Annotated in this window: 10 protein-coding genes; 2 read left to right on the forward strand and 8 right to left on the reverse strand. The window is 47.2% G+C overall.

Going from position 1 to position 17,766, the window contains the following annotated elements:
* Position 1 precedes the first annotated feature (1 nt).
* Both ABC357_RS18770 and ABC357_RS18775 read left to right on the forward strand, forming a co-directional pair.
* Entirely contained in the window at positions 2-733 is a 732-nt protein-coding gene (locus ABC357_RS18770; protein WP_412889128.1) for an ABC transporter ATP-binding protein, read from the forward strand.
* Entirely contained in the window at positions 690-1,844 is a 1,155-nt protein-coding gene (locus ABC357_RS18775; RefSeq protein WP_412889129.1) for an ABC transporter permease, read from the forward strand. Before ABC357_RS18770 ends, ABC357_RS18775 begins: the two co-directional genes overlap by 44 nt.
* Before the next feature lie 208 nt (positions 1,845-2,052).
* Here the strand turns inward: ABC357_RS18775 and ABC357_RS18780 are convergent, their stop codons facing one another.
* The 8 genes from ABC357_RS18780 to ABC357_RS18815 all read right to left on the reverse strand — a co-directional run bounded on the left by ABC357_RS18780 (position 2,053) and on the right by ABC357_RS18815 (position 17,391).
* Entirely contained in the window at positions 2,053-3,627 is a 1,575-nt protein-coding gene (locus tag ABC357_RS18780; protein WP_412889130.1) for a hydantoinase/oxoprolinase N-terminal domain-containing protein, read from the reverse strand.
* Entirely contained in the window at positions 3,627-4,721 is a 1,095-nt protein-coding gene (locus ABC357_RS18785) for an S-methyl thiohydantoin desulfurase family protein (RefSeq protein ID WP_412889131.1), read from the reverse strand. The genes ABC357_RS18780 and ABC357_RS18785 overlap by 1 nt, the downstream gene beginning before the upstream one ends.
* Before the next feature lie 29 nt (positions 4,722-4,750).
* Positions 4,751-6,076, reverse strand: a complete 1,326-nt coding sequence (locus tag ABC357_RS18790) for a purine-cytosine permease family protein (protein ID WP_412889132.1) — start codon at positions 6,074-6,076, stop codon at positions 4,751-4,753.
* A gap of 76 nt (positions 6,077-6,152) precedes the next feature.
* Entirely contained in the window at positions 6,153-7,694 is a 1,542-nt protein-coding gene (locus ABC357_RS18795; RefSeq protein ID WP_412889133.1) for a hydantoinase/oxoprolinase N-terminal domain-containing protein, read from the reverse strand.
* Positions 7,678-8,781, reverse strand: a complete 1,104-nt coding sequence (locus ABC357_RS18800; RefSeq protein ID WP_412889134.1) for a DUF917 domain-containing protein — start codon at positions 8,779-8,781, stop codon at positions 7,678-7,680. Before ABC357_RS18800 ends, ABC357_RS18795 begins: the two co-directional genes overlap by 17 nt.
* A gap of 223 nt (positions 8,782-9,004) precedes the next feature.
* On the reverse strand, positions 9,005-10,690 hold the full coding sequence (locus ABC357_RS18805; protein ID WP_412889135.1) for a sigma-54 interaction domain-containing protein: 1,686 nt from the start codon (positions 10,688-10,690) through the stop codon (positions 9,005-9,007).
* Between the two features lie 131 nt (positions 10,691-10,821).
* Complete coding sequence (locus ABC357_RS18810; protein WP_412889136.1) at positions 10,822-11,607, reverse strand: SDR family oxidoreductase; 786 nt, start codon at positions 11,605-11,607, stop codon at positions 10,822-10,824.
* Between the two features lie 1,533 nt (positions 11,608-13,140).
* A complete protein-coding gene (locus tag ABC357_RS18815) occupies positions 13,141-17,391 on the reverse strand; it encodes a S8 family serine peptidase (RefSeq protein ID WP_412889137.1) in 4,251 nt (1,416 codons plus the stop codon).
* Between the last annotated feature and the right edge of the window lie 375 nt (positions 17,392-17,766).

A 17,766-nucleotide genomic window follows, 5' to 3' on the forward strand; every position in this document is an offset into this window, starting at 1 on the left:
GATGGCGGATCCTATCATTTCCATTAAACATATGAAAAAGGAGTATATTTTGGGCGGAGAAACAGTAACTGCCCTGGATGATATTTCACTCACCATCGAAAAAGGCGATTTCGTCAGTATTATCGGGCCTTCCGGTTCTGGGAAATCAACCTTCATGAATATGATCGGCTGCCTGGACAGGCCGGATAGCGGCAGCTATGAATTGGACGGCGAAGAAGTGGAAGGCCTTAAGAGCAACCAGCTGGCAACGATCCGCAACCAGAAAATCGGGTTCATTTTCCAAAGCTTCAATCTGTTGCCGAAGCTGAGTGCGCTTGAAAATGTAGAACTGCCGTTAATCTATCGGGGCGATTCAAGCAAGGATCGCCAGGATGCCGCATTGACAGCTTTGCGCACGGTCGGCCTCGGCGACCGCGCCCATCATCTGCCGAACCAGCTTTCCGGAGGGCAGCAGCAGCGGGTAGCGATTGCACGCGCACTGGCCGGAAAACCGCCCATCCTGCTGGCGGATGAACCTACAGGCGCCTTGGATAGCCATACAAGCCAGGATATTTTAGACATGATCAGCGCCTTGAATAAGCAGGGGCAAACCATCATTCTCATTACCCATGACTTGCATGTGGCTAAGAAAGCGACACGGATCGTCTCCATTCAGGATGGCCGGTTGAACGAAAATGGAGGTGATTGGCTTGCAAACCGTCCGCATGGCGTTAAAGAGTATCAGAAGCAATAAAATAAGAGCCTTCCTGACCATGCTTGGCATCATCATCGGCGTGGCATCCGTCATCAGTATCGTCGCCATCGGGCAAGGCTCCTCCCAAGAGGTGCAGAATCAGATCGGCAGCCTTGGGACGAATATGCTGACGGTCAACATCACCGGATCGGATGTCGATTTTAAAGAGAAGGATGCCGAATCGATTTCTACATTAAATGGCGTTAAAGAAGCAGCACCTACTGTTTCCGGCAGAGTGACTGTCAAGAATGGGCAGACAGCCGCTCAGGCTGCCATGGTCGGAACCACTTCCTCGTATATGGATGTCCGAAATCTGGAATTACAGCAAGGACGGTTTTTGGCAGCTCTTGATAATGAACACCATACAAAAGTGGTTGTATTAGGATCCGATACAGCGGAAACGCTGTTCGGTTTCGGCAATGCAGTCGGTCAATACGTCAAAATCAACGGCAATTCCTATAAAGTAGTGGGCGTCCTGCAATCGGTCGGCAGCTCTCTCGGCAGCAATGGCGATTCAACCATTTTTGTGCCACTGAGCACCGGTCAGAGATTGGCTTCCACTACGTCTGTCCAATCGGTTTATATACAAGTTGAGAATGAACAGATGATTCATTTCACGAAAAACAGAATCGAACAATCCATGTATGAAAAAGTCGGCGATGCGGATGATTACAGCGTATCGACCCAGGAGGATTTAATGGAAACCGCTTCTTCCGTCAGTGAGACAATGACACTGCTTCTCGCAGGAAGCGCGGCCATCTCATTGGTTGTCGGCGGAATCGGCATCATGAACATCATGCTCGTATCCGTTTCCGAACGCACAAGGGAAATCGGCATCAGGAAGGCCATCGGCGCCAAACGATCCAACATCCTGTTCCAATTCCTGATTGAAGCAGTGACATTAAGCTCCCTCGGCGGATTGATCGGAATCGGCGCAGGCATCCTGTGCGCCGAAATATACACCATTTTGATCGGAACTGCCATTGCCTTCTCCGTACCGGTCATCTTATTGGCATTCGGCTTTTCGCTTCTTGTCGGCATTCTCTTTGGAGTCTTCCCGGCAATCAAAGCTTCCAAGCTCGATCCGATTGAAGCATTGCGGTACGGGTAATCGGAAGCTCTTTCTTGCAGCAACTTCGTAGTATGGATATAGCTGTTGATTTCCGCTGCGAGTGGACGCTTTCCGCAGGAGTCGCCATTCTTCGCTCCAATCAATTGATATGTAAAATATAAGACAATCATTTCAAATATCGCATCCGATTTTTCCGAAACGGCAAAAAAGGTGAACCTGCAACGGTTCACCTTTTTGTTTTCATCTATTACACTGTTACAACCTCAACCGCTAATTTACCGGCTGCCTTCACACGCACTCTAGTCGCATTGCCCGGAAGGTATGCCAGCGGCACATCCTCGATATCGACAATGACTAACTCATCCGGATCGGCACCTGCCTTCACAGCCTCATTCTTCGCTTCATCCTTCGCCATCGCAAGCGCTGTTTCCCTTGTGATATCGGCCAACTTATAAATGCGCTCAACCTGTCCGCTCACCTGGGAAATCGCTGCTCCGATTGCATTCGCCACACCTGAATGCTCCGGCTGGATCACTTCGGATGCCCCTTTTAGCTGGGACGGGAATAAGACACTGCCACCGCCCACAAGAATGACCGGTACGTCATCTGCGCTCGTTTTCATTTTATCGATTGCTTCCTCGACCATTTCAACCATTTTGCCGTAAACTCGGTTCAACAATTCCCGGTCCAGATGAGCCACTTTTGAGGCATCGCCCAATTCCACTTTGCCAAGGGCTACTGCTACATCCGTTGCCGTTAATGTATCTCCTCCGAAGATCAAGCTCTTTTCAGGGAGCTGATAACCGACAGAATCAGGGCCGACAGTGAACTCGCCATCCTCTTGGATACGGACGATCGTCCCTCCTCCTAGCCCGATTGAAATCAAATCCGGCATCCGGAAGTTTGTACGTGCCCCGCCGATTTCCACTGCCATGGACGATTCACGCGGAAATGATTGGATGAGGACGCCGACATCGGATGTTGTGCCGCCGACATCGACGACAATCGCATCAGAGCTCTGTGTCAGATAAGACGCACCCCGCAATGAATTGGTAGGTCCGCAGGCAATCGTGAAAATCGGATATTTCATTGCATACTCCACAGACATTAACGTACCGTCATTTTGGCCGAAAAAGACGCTTGCGTTGATGCCTTCATTTTTCAACGCCTGCATAAATCCTTCTGCCGCCACCTTCGCCACGTTGATGACAGCCGCATTAATTATGGTTGCATTTTCCCTTTCAAGCAATCCGACAGAGCCGATTTCAGAGGAAAGGGAAATCGCTACTTCCTCGCCAAGCACTTCACGGATAATGACCGCAGCCCGATGCTCATGATCCTGTGAAACTGGCGAAAAAACAGATGTGATGGCAACAGAGTCCACATTTCCTTTAATTTCTTCAGCAATCCGGTACAAATGCTGTTCATCAAGCGACACTATTTCCCGGCCGTCAAATTCATGGCCTCCCCTGACGAGATAGACATATTTTCCGAGGACATCCCTTAAATCATCAGGCACTCCGACCAGCGGCTTCACGGCCAGTGTCGCCGGCGCCCCGATACGGATGGCGGCAATCTTATTCAAACGTTTCCTTTCAACGATGGCATTCGTGCAATGGGTTGTCCCAAGCATGGCATATTTAATGTCTTCCCTCGGCACCTGTGCCGCTTCGATGACCGTCTTCATGGCTGTGAAAATCCCGGTTGTGACATCCAATGTAGTCGGGGATTTGATTTCTGATACAACTTGGTTCTGTTCGTCCAATAGCACAGCATCTGTATGTGTGCCGCCGACATCTATTCCGATCCGGTATGTGCTCATTAGTTGGTCACTCCTTGCTTGTTTAGTTCTTCCACAGGGATATAATCTACGTCGTAGCCGAAATATTTCGGCCCCACTGTTTCAATTCCTTTTTCGCTTCTCCATTTCGGGTTGCACGGCATGCCGACCACCACGCATCTGGCTCCGTAGCGGATGCCTTCTGTTGTAATCGGAAGGCCGGTTTCCGCATCGATGACAGCGATCAAATCAGGCGTCACACATAGAAGGCGGGTTTCTGTCTGCGCCAGCAAATGCTCATTTTGGAAGCGTACCTTCAGCGTCTCGCCTTTATAGGAATGGATGCCTTCAAACGTCGCTACACCCCTTGCAAAGCCGCTTTCTGTTTTACGGTTGATATCCGCCACCTTTCCACGGAATAATTCAATAGCTCCCGCCGCTTTCATGATCGCTTTAATTGGATCCTCGTTGTTTTCCTTTGCCAGCCGGATGCTTCGGCCGATCTTTTCCTCCAACTTCAAGATGTGATGGACGCCGCTCTTTTTCACCTGTTCGCCTGACATCGGATAAATGGCATTCATGACCGATCCGCCCATCTCTATCGTTGCCGCACGGGCGATCCTTTCTGTCCAAACGTTATTGATGGTGTTCAGGATGTTTGTATTCCCTTTCTCATCTGCCAGCACCATCGGGGTCGCTGAGATACCATCCAAATAGAACGTCACCATTTGCAGCTCCGGGAAAGCCCGGCCCATTCCATCCACATCCACTACCGGAAGCCCCAGCTGTGCTGCAAGCGCAAGCGGCAGCATCGAATTCAAACCGCCGGCTTCAATCGGCATCGTCGCAAACACTTTTTGGCCGAGATAAGATTCCAGCTTCTCGAATGCGACAATCGCTTCTTCACCGCTTGGCGCTTTTTCAAGCATGACCGTCGGTGCTCCCATCATCGCGGAAGGGACGATCAAAGCGTCATCCGGCACTTCATCCACATCAAGCAATGTAATCTCACCGAATTCTTCCACTGCCTGCAAAGCCATCAATTTACCGATATATGGGTCGCCGCCGCCTCCTGTCCCGAGCAGGGCAGCTCCGACAGCGATGTCCTCTATTTCCTGTTTGCCTATTTTTCTCATAGTAAGAATACCTCCAATATTGAATTAATTTAAGATGCCACTTTTTCTTTCTCCACTGTATTCCCTCTTACCGCTTTCAATGCCAGCGATCCACCATAGTAGATAACAGCGCTGATTACTAGTGAATTAATGGACTGGATGCCGAGTGTAATAAAATAACCTCCGGCAAACCCGGCAATCCAGGCAATGATCGATACTGGATTGAACGACTCGACCGTGGCAGGCAATTCACCTTTTTCCCTGCTTTCATCAAGCTCCTTCCGGTGTGTTTTCAAAATGAAGTAATCAACGACGATAATACCGGCGATTGGCGGAATCATGACACCAAGCAGAACTAAGAAATCAACGAATTTATCCAGAATGCCTAGGATGGATAGCACCGTTCCAATCGCGCCGATGACCAAGGTGACAATGCCCCGGTTTGTTTTTACGCCGAAAAGGCTATCGATAAGATTGGTGAAGCCAAGTGATGAAGAATATAGATTCACGTTATTGATTTTAATAGTAGAAAAAACGACAGCTGCAAGTCCAAGCCATCCAGTTGCCTTTGTCATAATGGAAACCACGTCATTTGTTTGCGCTGCATGAGCCATCAGGACGGCAATCATACAAATGCCCAGCTCGCCGACAATTGTCCCGATAACCGTCATCCACATGACGTCTTTTCCGCTCTTCGCATAGCGGCTGAAGTCGGGCGTAATGACAGCGCCGATCATAAAGCCGCCAGCAACCATGGTCGCTCCGACTCCGAATGATAAGGTTTCCCCGGGAGGCTTGGCTGCCATCAGATCGAAAAGGGAATGGTCGCTCAGCACGTTGTAAATACCGAATGCCACAACAAGCAAGAAAGCTGGAACGGCGATTTCAGCCGTCAACGTCAAAATCTTAAAGCCGAAAATAACGAGCAACGTGACACCGAAGCCGGTAATGGCGGCAGATAAGCTCAGATTAAGCTTTCCTCCCGCCGCATCGACGAGCCCCTGTGCAAAAACAGAATTCTGGACGCCAAACCAGCCAATGGTACAAATAGCAATGACCAGCCCGATCAAGCTGGAGCCCAGCCGCCCGAAACCGGCCCAACGCGATAGCAGGCTAGTGGACATCCCTTCACGGGCTCCTGCGTAACCGACAAGGAATGAAATGACTTGAAGGATAACCGCCCCGAAAAAAACGGCCCAAAATGCTTCCCAGAAAGTCATGCCATATCCTAAAGACGCCCCGAGCATGAATTGGGATAGTGTCGCAATCGCCCCGAGCCGGACAAGCAGGATTTTCCACATTGGAAGCCTCGCGGATTGCGGAACCCTTTCTAATGAGTAATCATCGCTGACTTTTGCATGTTCCTTTTCCTTCATAATTGACCAGCTCCTTTATCATGTAATGTATTCCTTAGAGCAGCACCAGGGACATTCGCCGCCTGTTCAATCCCCATTATCCCAGGATGCCTGTAACCTTTGCTTTGACACGCAATATTTCTCCCTGCAAGTAATCGAATGGATATTCCTTTACATATTGGACCTTTACACTGTCCGGAAGAGCCCCCTTCGCCAACACTTCCTTCCGGCACATATCGATTGCTTCCTCCACCACCTCATTCTTGCTCCTGTCGTTCAGCCAATAGACCTTGTCGATAAAGTAGCTGAGCGGGGACCGGCAAGCACCGATTGCATTGCAAATCGTATAGGCCGGCGGATGAATGACTTTCTGGTATTTACCGAACAAACTGGCATGCAGCAAAGGGCTGCCTCCTCCCACCAACACAATAGGCAGTTCTTCTTCCTGATTCTGCAGCTGCTCGAGAACCCCCTTGATCTTGTTCATTACGTAACTTACGACTATACGGCAATCCTCAGTTGAGACAAAATCAAGGCGTTCATGCTTCAGCCGCGGATCGTATAAAGCATCCTTATACAGACGGAGGAAGCAGTCGCTCACTGTCCAAGAATGCCCTCCCCATGCAAGTCCGTCAGTAGCTATATCACTGGCGATCGTCTGGTGGATCACTGCGTTCCCATCCTTAACGGATACGACGTTGCCCCCTCCGAAAGGCAATGACCAAAATTCCGGAAGCTCCAGATTAATATCCATTCCGAGAAGCTCTGCCGAGGACGACACTTCATTCATTTGGCCTCCCTGCATCTTGCCGAATTCAATCGTGCTCCCGCCAACATCAACTGCTATGAAATCACTCAAGGATGTCAGCGAAGCCACCCCTTTTAGGCTATTGGAAATGCCTGACGCAAAAGATAAAATCGGGAACTCGATCGCTTCCTTCATCGTCAAGAGCGATCCATCGTTTTGTACGAGCCAATACGGACAATCAATAGCCAGGCCGCTAAGGGCATCAGCTAGATGATGAAGCACCCTGCCTGTCTCCTTGGACATGAAGGCATTCAGCAAGGCTGCATTTTCCCTTTCCATCAATCCGATGCTGCCGATCTGATGGGACATTGTAATCGGCGTTCCCGGGAACTGGGCGGAAATCTGATTCTTCACCCGCACCTCTTCTTGTTCGTATAAAGGGGAGAATGCACCGACAATACAGACAGCTTCGATCTCCTCTTTTTCCATGAATGAATATAAGTCCGATAAATCATACGTGAGATCGTTCAAGGAAGCTTGATTATACGAATTGCCGCTTTCAAGAAACAGAACGGTGCGGATATATTCCCTCAGTGCTTCCGGCCACCGCCATCTCGGATCGACATCCGAACCCGCAGTGCCGATGCGGATTAAAGCTGTTTTCGCGAGATTCCTCTGTTGGATCAGCGCATTCAACAAGTGGGTTGTTGAAATGAAGATGCCCTTCACCTGTTGCGGATCAATATGGGCCAGCAGTTCTTCCACCACAATCGATATGGACTCTACTGCATGTTCACCGGTCAAATGCTTGGCGGCCGCCAACAGCTTATCGTCTGTATCCAGCAGCACGCCATCTACTCTCGTGCTTCCGATATCAATCCCAATCCTCATCCGAATCCCCTCCTTCATGAAGCGGCAGACAGTCCAGCTTCTCTAAACCGAACTGCCCCGGGCTAATGGAACGCATCATTTCTTCGGTACGCAGTGCACTTGGCGCCGATATAACCAACGCTGCCACAATCATGCCTTCCCGTATTTCGCTGACCGATACAGGCTGCCCATTATCCTGGCGGAGAAGAATGATCAAATCAGGCACGCCGTAGCATTTCCCATCGGATAATGCCAGCTTCAGAAATTCATTCTGAAAATACAGATGCGCCTGCCTTCCGGCAAAATGAAAAAAACCGTTGATGTGGCATGTGCCGATTAGCCGTTTCTCCTCAAACCATTTCTTGACTGCTGTGACACGCCCGAAGCATACACAGGATATTTGCCCGTAGATACTATTGCCGATATCCTCCCGCACAGCATTCAGCTTTTCCCGGAAGGTCCCCGACGATAAAGAAAGCCCGAGTTGCCTGGACAGCTTAAGCGTTCCCGGAACCATGCAAGATACTAAGCGGCGGCCTCTGCCCCCATGGCAAGCGAGGAAAGCATAGCCTTTATTCTCTAAAACAAACGGCTGAAATTGCTCGTTGTATTCTTTTTTATTTCTGATGATCTTTTCCTCTTTGCCGGATACAAGCATTAACGGGAATAGCGTTTCCGTGTTGCGCGAGAACAAACTCATGAACAAATCCGGGAAAGCGCGCCCCATCGCATCTCCGTCCACTACAGGCATTCCTTGAAGATAAGCAATGACGATCGGAGTCAGTGCATTCATCCCGCCGATTTCGATCGGCATGACAGCCTCCCCTTTTTTATCCGTCAGCTGTTCATATAAAGCAAGCGTCCGGACCATATCGGAAAGAGAAGGAATATCCTCACTCAATAGAAGAGGCGAGCCGACAACCGCCATCGGTATGACTTGTTCATCTCCAAGTTCATCTGCCGTCTTGGCTTCAATTACATCTTTTTCGCTCATTAATGATTTCAACAGATATTCGAATGTTTTCGTATCGCCTCCCCCTCCGCTTGATAAAAACCTGGCTCCCAGACTGATATACGAAATATCCGCTTTTGTTATATGCCAGCTCATTTTTTCACCATCCTATCTGTATATAATGCAAGATGCGTGCCAACTTTAATTTTTCTTCAAAAAAGAAGTAAAAACGATGATTTTGCGCTATTTTCACATGCTGAATCAAAACAGTTTATTTTTATATTTTTCAGACATCATGATAAAAAATGATAACCATTTTTTGATTCACAATATAAAATCTTGTTTTTTCTCACTATTTCTCATTTTTTCTCACCTTTTATCATTTGATTTTCAGCTTTTTCATCCATCTGTATAAGGTAGGCAAGGATATGCCCAATTCTTCGGCTGCTTTCTTTTTCCCCTCGGTATGCCAGCCATTGTGATCCAGCACCTCAATCAACTCATTCTTTTCCATCCGTCCCGTATAGCGGGGTACTGCACGAATGGGCGATTTCATCTGCTTTTCGGGCATTGTTTCTTTTTTCAGGAAAGCAGCAGGAAGGCTTTTCAATGTCACTACATCGCCGATTTCCAATTCGACGAAATGGCGTATGACATTCTGCAGCTCTCGTATATTCCCTGGCCATCCATATGCGTAAAGAGTCTGGTAGACCTCATCAGACAACTGCTTCGGATAGCGGTTCATCTCCTTTGAATACAGCTTCATGAAATGGTCGATCAATATTGGCAAATCCTCTTTTCTTTCCCTTAAAGGAGGGATGGTGATCGGTATGACAGAAATCCGATAATAGAGATCCTGCCGGAATTTCCCTTCCTTCACGAGCTGTTCCAACGGCTGATGGGTAGCCGTTATGATGCGGACATCGATTTTTTTGCTTTTCTCAGCGCCTACACGCTCGATCGTTTGCTCCTGGATGACCCGAAGCAGCTTCGCCTGCAGGTATAGAGACATATCGCCGATTTCGTCCAGAAAAAGGGTTCCTTTATCAGCGAGCTCAAACCGTCCCGGCTTTTCCTTGGCAGCGCCTGTAAATGCCCCTTTTTCATGGCCGAACAGTTCGCTTTCCAGTAAATTTTCCGGAATGGCTGCACAGTTCAATGCGACGAAGCGCTGATGTTTCCGTTCACTTTCATTGTGGATCGACTGGGCAAACAGCTCTTTCCCCGTCCCGCTCTCCCCGCGCAGGATGATGGAAGCGTCACTTTTAGAGACGCGCTTCGCTGCCTGGACTGCCTGCTGCAATGCGTCGCTCACACCTTTGATTTCACGGAAATGATACAGCTTGCTTTTTCCTTGCTTTACCTTGCCTGCCTTAACCGTATCCTCATTCAATACAAGCAAATACCCTTTTTTCTTCTTATTCACTGTAACGGGTTGGACAGTGGCAGTCATTTTTTGGCCGGACTGAAGCTCCAGCTGGACCATCATCTGTTCCTTCTTATCCGCTTCCTGCATCCTTCTCCAGCTTTCCCCGCTCACAAGGGCATCAATCTGTTCGCCGATTAACAGCGCCCTCCGTTTATGCGCCAGCGATGCCAGATTATCATTCACCTCCTGAATGACGCCTTCTTCATTCACCAGGCAAAATGGCTGTGTGACGGTATCGAATAACACCTTCATTTCTCTATTCAACACATCATTCTCCCGCTCCAGAAAACGGTGCATCCGCTCAGAACCCACATAATCAGCTGCTATTTCGGCAAGCCCTTGAAGAACATCGCAGGCAATCATGTTCTTCTCTTCACAATCGACATCCTCAAAAACTAGCAATAGAGCGCGTACCTGATTATTTTCCTTAATAGGCTTATAGATAACCGGACCCTCCCCATTCAATGCATCCGCAGCGGAGAGCTGCCTGCCGATCTGGAATATCTCCATAACTGCCCTTTGATCTACATAGGGGCAGTCCCGCAACTCTTGGTCGCCCTTCAATTCAACCCTGTATGGAATGCCGGCGAACAAGCCATTATTTAAATATTCTTGATACTGTTGGTACACTTCCATATATTCACTTCCTTCGCACTCGCACTTTGTATACTATCATTATACTAAAGAAAGCAAACGGCGCTAAACAGGGTATTCCGCATAAAAAAGAGTTTAATCAAACGTTTGATTAAACTCTTTTAAGCCCGCTATTAAATCGATTTCACCATGCCGCCATCGACAAGCAGCGAAGTTCCTGTCACAAATGTATTGGCGCCTGACACGAGGAATGCAACAACCCTTGCAAATTCCTCAGGCTTGCCGTATCTGCCCAAAGGAATGCCACCCTTCATTTTTTCCTCTATCTCTTCGATGGAGATTCCGCTCTGCTCGCTCTTCACCTGATCGAGATGGCGGACGCGGTCTGTCGCAATCCGGCCAGGCGCAACTGTATTGACCAGTATTTGGTCAGGCCCGAATTCCTCTGCTAATGTCTTCGACAAACCGACGATACCTGTCCGGAACGTATTCGATAGAATCAATCCGGAAATAGGCTCTTTAATGGAAGAAGAAGCGATATTGACGATTCTTCCCTGCGATTTCTTCAAATAAGGAAGCGCTTCGCGGATAATCCGTATGTAGCTTAATAGATTCAATTCAAATGAGGCCTGCCAGTCTTCATCGCTCATGTCCTCGAATGATCCGGCAGGCGGCCCGCCCGCATTATTCACCAAGATGTCGATGCCGCCGAGTTCTTCGGCTGTTTCTTTCACAAGATTCTTGATTGCTTCAGCATCTGTAATATCGGCAGTCACATAGGATACTCTTCCCGCACCAAGTGTGTCCAGCTCAGCCGCTGCCTTTTCCAGTTTATCTTCTACGCGCCCGACTAGCATCACATTGGCATGCTCTTGGGCAAGCTCGGCAGCAATCGCTTTGCCCAGCCCTTGGCTGGATGCAATGATTAGTGCATTTTTTTCTTTTAATTGTAAATCCATTTAAATCCCTCCCCTTTGTTTCTACCCTCATTATATAGAGGGCACTCCATCCTATTCTATTGATTTTGCTGATTATCCTCCCCAACGAAAACTGAAAGCGGGAAAGAATCATGTATATAGTATTTTCATTGATGTTTTTTCACCCTATTACTGAGCGAGTGTTTGCCGCTTCAGGTTGCTCGCTTTCCGCGAGGCGCGCGTTGAGCCTCCTCGGCTTTGGCCTTGCGGGGTCTCATCTGACACGCTGATCCCGCAGGAGTCTCGCACCTTCCACTCTTTTTAGTTCAGTCAATGTTTCTTCCTAAAAGATAAATAATACATCAGGATTTTCGCTTTGGATAAACTTTCATTTTCTTTGCTTTTGTCAGGGTATTTCATTGATGTTTTCTAAACCCTAATATTGAAGCGAGCGCTTGCCGCTTCAGGTTGCTCGCTTTCCGCGGGCGTGCGTTGAGCCTCCTCGGCTTTGGCCTTGCGGGGTCTCATCTGACACGCTGATCCCGCAGGAGTCTCGCACCTTCCGCTCTTTTTAATTGAATCAATGATACTTCCTAAAAGATAAATAATACATCAGGATTTTCGCTTTGGATTAATATTTCTTTTTTTCTTAGCATTTGTCAGGGTATTTCATTGATGTTTTCTAAACCCTAATAATGAAGCGAGTGTTTGCCGCTTCAGGTTGCTCGCTTTCCGCGGGGCGCGCGATGAGCTTCCTCGGCTTTTGGCCTTGCGGGGTCTCATCTGACACGCTGATCCCGCAGAAGTCTCGCACCTTCCGCTCTTTTTAATTGAATCAATGATACTTCCTAAAAGATAAATAATACATCAGGATTTTCGCTCTGAATAAACTTTCATTTTTTTTGCATTCATCATGGGAGTATCAAAGTTGTTTTTTAATCCTAATAATGAAGCGAGCGCTTGCCGCTACAGCCTGCTCGCTTTCCGGGGCGCGCGCGATGAGCCTCCTCGGCTATGGCCTTGCGGGGTCTCATCTGACACGCTGATCCCGCAGGAGTCTCGCACCTTCCGCTCTTTTTAGTTCAGTGAATGTTTCTTCCTAAAAGATAAATAATACATCAGGATTTTCGCTTTGGATAAACTTTCATTTTCTTTGCATTCATCATGGGAGTATCAAAGTTGTTTTTTAAACCTAATATTGAAGCGAGCGCTTGTCGCTCAGGTTGCTCGCTTTCCGCGGGGCGCGCGATGAGCCTCCTCGGCTATGGCCTTGCGGGGTCTCATCTGACACGCTGATCCCGCAGGAGTCTCGCACCTTCCGCTCTTTTTAGTTGAGTCAATGTTCCTTCCTAAAAGATAAATAATACATCAGGATTTTCGCTTTGGATTAACATTTCCTTCTTAGCATTTGTCAGGGTATTTCGATGATGTTTTCTAAACCCTAATAATGAAGCGAGTGTTTGCCGCTACAGCCTGCTACCATTCCCATGCCTCAACCGTTTTTTTAGAGCACAGAAAAAGAGACCGAGTATGAACCAACTCGATCTCTTTTATAGAACCCTGGCTATATGTCTATTAAATAGCTAATCTAGGGCCTTTTTGCATTTTCCAATCGATAATTTGGAAATTTTCTCCACCATCTTCATCATCCTGTTGCTTGACTTGGAAGGTGACTGTCTTTTTCTCTCCGCCTTCAACATTGAATTCCAATGTATATTCGCCGTCAGGATCAGATGAACCTGGAACAAACGTTGCTTCATACGTTTTTCCTTCAGTGGAAGCAAGCGGGATTCTCTTGCCTTTCGGATCGTTTACAACTGCTTCCCACTTAGCGGATGCAGTCGCTTCAGCTGTCAGCACAGCCGGCTTGTCCTTGCTTACTTCGGCACCGGCGTCTAGGTTATAGGCAGAAATTTCTGCTTTTGTTTTTGGCTGCTCCCCTTTATACAGGACAACCGTCTGTTTCGTCACATGGCCCGCCAAATCGGTCACTTCAAATGTCACATCATTCTGGCCTTCGTCCAGGAATAACGGGATATCGAAGTCTTTTGAGAACGAGCGCATTTCGTACGGCTCATCGAAGGATTGCTTAAAGATTTCATCGCCTTGGACAACTAAGCGGATTTCATCAAAGTTATCGGTCACCTTCGCATGAAGTGTAATATCAGGCTGTTCTTCTGCCGCCTGTGCAGCTGTTGCTGCTGAAACTACATCGTTATCGCTTTTCCCTGGCTTCACCGGATTTGTCGGTACGGCCGGCTTGACTGGTTTTCCATTTTCAACAGGCGCTTCCGGCTTAGTTGTAACAGTACCTTTATCGGCATCCGCCTTATCAGAATCTGCTGCTCCTACAATACCGCCCTCAGGTACACCTGTAATTTGCAAGGCAGCAGGTGTTGTATCGATAATAACCTGTCTTCTGAATTCGATTTTATTGCCGACACTGTCCTCTCCGCCGATGTAGATATCATGGACTCCATCCTCTGTAAATGTCAGCTTCGTATTGAAGTCGAATGTTTTTGTTTGTTCGTTATACGTATACGGCACATCCATTTCGCCGCCAGACAATTTATTGCCTTTTACCTTCAAATACTCCAGTGATGAAGCATCCTTAACAGATCCGGCAAGCGTGATTTCCTTAGAATCGTATATGCCTAACGCTTCAGGGGAGGTTGTCACGATATAAGGAATTGTATCATCGGACACACTTTTTACCACTTGGCCAGCTAGATTATCGGCGTTATCCATTGCCAATATGACTATTTTGGACTTATTCGTTACTTTACCGATATCCACCTTAAAGGAGGTTTGGCCATAGGCATCAAGCGTTTTGACTGCCTTGCCGTCCACTTGCACCTGCACCAATTGCAGACCGCTGCCTGTACCATCATTTACTTCGAATGACAAAATGCCATTTTTGGCGCTGAAGGATGATTTACTGATGACTGGCGCCGCTGTATCCACAATAACCGGAATTTTCATCGTTTGCGGCTCTTTTCCAGGATAATCCACTTGTGTCTTCACTTGATAATAGTACTTGCCGTCTTTTGCCACTTTGGACTTGATAAAGCCGTCCCAAGTCGTCATTTTCGGATTATAGACGTATGGTGATTTCGCTTTGTAATTCTTTCTTTGTTCTTTGTCTTTGGTGATCGTACGCAATGTTTTGCCTGTTTCATCCACAATGCTGTATTCGGCGATTTTGCTGTTGCGCAGGAATGTCAGTACAGGTGCTGCCGTATCCTTTTGGTCATCGCCATTAGGGGAAATCGCAATTGTATTCTTATTTAAATTGCCGCTTATACCATTTTGGCCAAGTGCATTTCCTTCTTCATCCACCATAAAGGATGTTTCAAGGAAGCTTCCTTCATCATAAATCATCGGATCAAGAATTGGAGCCTTGTTCCAATCTCCTTTAAAGCCGACAAACGGAACGGACAAATTCGGGAATGCTTGGTCTGATTTATTGATTAGTTGGACAAATCCCTCCACGAAGTAGCCGTTAGCCATCGCATTTTCCAATTCGGAAGTGGCATTCGCCAAGTTCACACGGATAGTGATGTCCTTGGACTGGCCGGCGAATAGAGTGAACTCCGGCGTATCGACTGACACTCTCGCCTTGGAGATATTTTTCTCTTTCAAATCAAGTTGTCCATTGGTGACTGCATCCGTTAGGACGGATGTGTCCACTTCGTAAGTTGCATCTTCCTTGCTTATATTGGTTGCTGTTAACGTAAAGGAGAATGTGTTCCCCGTGATTTCCTTCAATTCCACCTTCGCTTCATTGGTTCCCTTCTTCACAACGTACACAGGAGTGGAAACAGCTGAATGAAGCTGCATGATGCCTGAACCCTGGCGGCGCGGTGAATAGAAGATGCCTCCAGCGGCAGGATCTTCAACCGGTTTTGCCGTGTTCATCATCAAGACTTTCGCGCGCTCTGCTTTTGCAGCGCCGGATAAGTCAGGGAACATCTCATGAACCTTTTGCAGCACAAGTGCCGATCCGCCTGATACATGCGGTGCAGCCATTGAAGTACCGCTCATCAAGCCATATTTATCATCATTCAATGTAGAATAAATCTGTCCGCCTGGAGCCGTAATTTCCGGTTTCATTTCCAGGGATGGAGTCACACCCCATGAAGTGAATGTGGACATCGTTCCCGCCGCCGAATTCGGCACCGTTACCTGTTTGCCCGTAAATGACACTTTAGCAACTCCGTTATTTTTGGCAAACTGCTCAAGAATAACATTGCCATCACTTTGGCCGATGGAAACCAACGGAATGGTTGGATTATTCAAAGCCATGCTCACGTAATCGCCGTGGGCAGGAAGGCCTTTTACAATGACACCAGCCGCTCCGGCCGCTTCTGCATTCGCTTGAATCTGTCCATAGTTAGGGGCTGTAGCCACACGTGCAGCGAAGACGATTTTTCCTTTTACATCTTTACCCTGGTACTGAGCCGGGCTGCCATCTCCCACATAGACGACATCCATTTGCTTATTGCCGAATACCGTTAGAGGAATTGGTGAGGATTGTGTTTTATAGCCAAATGAGAGCGAGCTATTTCCAAATGCCATTGTCATTTGGTCTAGAGCGATTTTATTGTTTTCGATGGAGGCTACAGATAAGGAGCTCTTAGTGACGGAAGGTGCACCCACCAAACCAGTGTCAGGGTTTGTTGCCAACGGTTGCATTCCGAAATCGTTCCCGAGATTTCCTTCATTCCCTGCCGAAATGCTCATAACCACTCCGTTTTGTACTGCATTATCGACCGCTTTCTGCTCAAGGGAAGAGTCATCCACAAAGCCGGCCGCTGAGCCGAGGCTCATATTCATGACATCGGCTCCAAGCTTAATGCCGTCGTCAATTGCCTTAATATATATATCGCCGAATGTTGATGGCATAGCAGGGTCGTTCCCGAATACCTTCAATGCGAGCAATTGTGATTCAGGCGCCACACCTTTGATTCCATTGCCGTTTTCATCGCCATTGGCGCCCACTGTACCTGCGACATGCATTCCGTGCATGGATGCATCAGGGCCTAAATCGCGGATTTCAGCATTTTTATCGGCATAGTTATATCCGTAAGGGACCTTGTCCGTATAAAACTTGCCAGGTAATTTACTTTCGGTAATTTTTCCATTGACAGAAGTTTCAGTTAATTTTTCACCTGATTTATCTGTCAATATCATATCCTTGTGGGACACATCAATACCGGTATCAATGATGCCGATTACTGTCCCTTTGCCATTGTAGCCCGTATGCCATGTTTGCTGGGCTTCAACCATATCCTTGCTGGAGAGCATATTCGGTTTTTCAACCGGGCGCTCATATTCAGTCGCGATTGCAACCTTCGTGACTCCGGGAATTTGTTCGATTTTTTCAATATCACCATACTGCACCTTACCGCTGACGCCGTTCAGAACAGTCGTGAAGGCATTCTCCTTTTTAAGGTTGATTTTTTTCTTCTTAACGTTATTCAAGAAGGCATCCTGTTCATCTTTGACCACTTTTTGGGCTTTATCCTGCTCTTTAATGGATAATTGCTTGTACATAACACCTTTATCATTCGCATAAGAAATAGCAGGATCTCCGTCCAATTCAACAATAACCCTTACTTGTTCTGTATCGCTGTATTCAGTTTGCTTCCCGATTGTTTTTTTGTGGTTTTTGACGATCGATTGATACGCTTTCTCCAAATCAATCTTTTGGTCTCCTTCAGCTGCGTGCACTGCTCCGCCGGCATAGAATAAGCTTGATGCCGTCATTAGAACAGCCAAACTTGCAGAAGCCGCCTTCATGGCTTTTTTCTTCTTTTTTTTCAAAACGTGCTCCCCCTTACTTAATTATATTAAAATATCAATTGAACCTCCTTCTATCTTTGTTCTCTATCAAAAAACAATTTCTATTAAATTGTTTTTCTTCGACATCTGAAATATAACACCTTGAATAATTGGAGTAAATAAGCAATTATGTCTTTTTTTGTCAGTATTTATGAATCGTTTTACAATATTCTACATAAAATTCTATGTATTCAGTTATCAAATTACACCAAAAGACCTAGTCCGCAACAAAGTCTATAATACAACTAAATAACTATACCAATATACACAAACAAGGACTAAAGAGTGATTTATACGATATATATAAATTAAAAATTGATTATAAAGGTCCTCATCCCCCTATAACCAACTTTTTTT

This window comes from Bacillus kalamii, from assembly GCF_047238185.1.
In the GTDB taxonomy this organism is placed as follows: Bacteria; Bacillota; Bacilli; order Bacillales; family DSM-1321; genus Bacillus_AD.

What these genes read in the sequence shown, in the direction of transcription:
- ABC357_RS18770 (WP_412889128.1), top strand. Translation starts at nt 2, where the DNA reads ATGGCGGATCCTATCATTTCCATTAAACATATGAAAAAGGAGTATATT.
- ABC357_RS18780 (WP_412889130.1), bottom strand. Translation starts at nt 3,627, where the DNA reads ATGAGCACATACCGGATCGGAATAGATGTCGGCGGCACACATACAGAT.
- ABC357_RS18785 (WP_412889131.1), bottom strand. Translation starts at nt 4,721, where the DNA reads ATGAGAAAAATAGGCAAACAGGAAATAGAGGACATCGCTGTCGGAGCT.
- ABC357_RS18790 (WP_412889132.1), bottom strand. Translation starts at nt 6,076, where the DNA reads ATGAAGGAAAAGGAACATGCAAAAGTCAGCGATGATTACTCATTAGAA.
- ABC357_RS18795 (WP_412889133.1), bottom strand. Translation starts at nt 7,694, where the DNA reads ATGAGGATTGGGATTGATATCGGAAGCACGAGAGTAGATGGCGTGCTG.
- ABC357_RS18800 (WP_412889134.1), bottom strand. Translation starts at nt 8,781, where the DNA reads ATGAGCTGGCATATAACAAAAGCGGATATTTCGTATATCAGTCTGGGA.
- ABC357_RS18805 (WP_412889135.1), bottom strand. Translation starts at nt 10,690, where the DNA reads ATGGAAGTGTACCAACAGTATCAAGAATATTTAAATAATGGCTTGTTC.
- ABC357_RS18810 (WP_412889136.1), bottom strand. Translation starts at nt 11,607, where the DNA reads ATGGATTTACAATTAAAAGAAAAAAATGCACTAATCATTGCATCCAGC.